Source organism: Mesorhizobium sp. P5_C1 (assembly GCF_054049815.1).
Genome location: NZ_JBFULQ010000941.1, coordinates 1 through 1,389 on the forward strand (window position 1 = coordinate 1; position 1,389 = coordinate 1,389).

At 58.1% G+C, this 1,389-nt stretch carries 1 protein-coding gene and 1 pseudogene; one reads left to right on the forward strand and one right to left on the reverse strand.

All coding sequences use genetic code 11. The annotated features are described in order from the left end of the window. Nucleotides 1-249: 249 nt before the first annotated feature. Entirely contained in the window at nt 250-879 is a 630-nt protein-coding gene (clpP, locus tag ACXJ7R_RS32800) for an ATP-dependent Clp endopeptidase proteolytic subunit ClpP (protein ID WP_457155424.1), read from the reverse strand. 329 nt (nt 880-1,208) lie between these two features. Between clpP and ACXJ7R_RS32805 the strand changes: the two are divergent. Continuing rightward, nucleotides 1,209-1,389 (forward strand): annotated as a pseudogene (locus ACXJ7R_RS32805) (hypothetical protein); the annotation flags it as partial.

Consider the following 1,389-nt stretch of genomic DNA (forward strand, 5'->3'; position numbering starts at 1 on the left):
CGCATACTCTCATCTATCGCGGGAATCCGCCGCCGCCAGTGTCCGGCTCCTGCAACGCATTCCGTACGAAACACAAATCAGAAAACGTGGCAATGATTCGCGACAGCCCCGCATAAAGCTAAGCTGCCGAAACTCAACATAGCCTTAACGTAGGCAATCCTAGCCCCCGAGGGAACAGGCAATTGTGGCTGAAATGCCGCAAGACACGCCAAAAGCGCGTGATGCCGCCATCCAACTGCCAACTAGCCCTTATGCCACAACGCCTTCTACCGGCTCGCGCGACGAAATGACCTTGTCGATGAGGCCGAAATCCCTGGCTTCGTCGGCGGTCATGAAATGGTCGCGGTCGAGCGTCTTTTCGATCTCTTCGTAGCTCTTGCCGGTGTGCTTGACGTAGACCTCGTTGAGGCGACGCTTCAGCTTGATGATGTCCTGGGCATGGCGCTCGATGTCGGACGCCTGGCCCTGGAAGCCGCCGGAAGGCTGGTGAACCATGATGCGGGCGTTCGGCGTGGCAAAGCGCATGTCCTTGTGGCCGGCGGTCAAAAGCAGCGACCCCATCGAGGCCGCCTGGCCGATGCAGAGCGTCGACACTGCCGGCTTGATGAACTGCATGGTATCGTAGATCGCCATGCCCGAGGTGACGACGCCGCCCGGCGAGTTGATGTAGAGGTTGATTTCCTTCTTCGGATTCTCGGCTTCCAGGAACAAAAGCTGCGCGCAGACCAGCGTCGCCATGCCGTCCTCGACCGGACCGGTGATGAAAATGATGCGCTCCTTGAGGAGGCGCGAGAAAATGTCGTAGGCCCGCTCGCCGCGATTGGTCTGTTCGACCACCATCGGAACGAGGTTCATGTAGGTTTCGACGGGGTTCTTCATCAGTTATCTCTTATCTCGCGGTGGGATTCCGGCGCCGGGAAGGCTGGCAGATCGGGCAGAATCGGTTCTGGATCGTCATTCCGTAAATAGGATGCCGGCTCATCCTTGTGCAAGGCCGACCCGTCCTAGCCATCTGGGTAAGTCGAATCAAGGTTATTCACGGGGATCATCGACCCGTGTCGTCATCGTTTGGCGATGTCATCACCACCCGTAGCAATTTCTTAACCGAATTGCTTAACGAAATACCGCAAATCCCCCTTTTACCCGACGCCGCTTCCCCTACAATCCAACGTTGAACCGTCTTCGTACCGTTCAACAGGGGGAGTGTCATGTTCAGGAAAACCGCATGCTTCGCCATTGCCGGGCTGACCGTGCTCGGCACGATTTCGCAAACCGCGGCCGGCGGTCGCGCCGTCGAATGCTATGAACCGGTCCGCACGCCTGATGTCTACGACACTGTCTACGAAGACGTGCTGGTCAGCCCGRCCGGCCAGCAGGTCGACTATACCC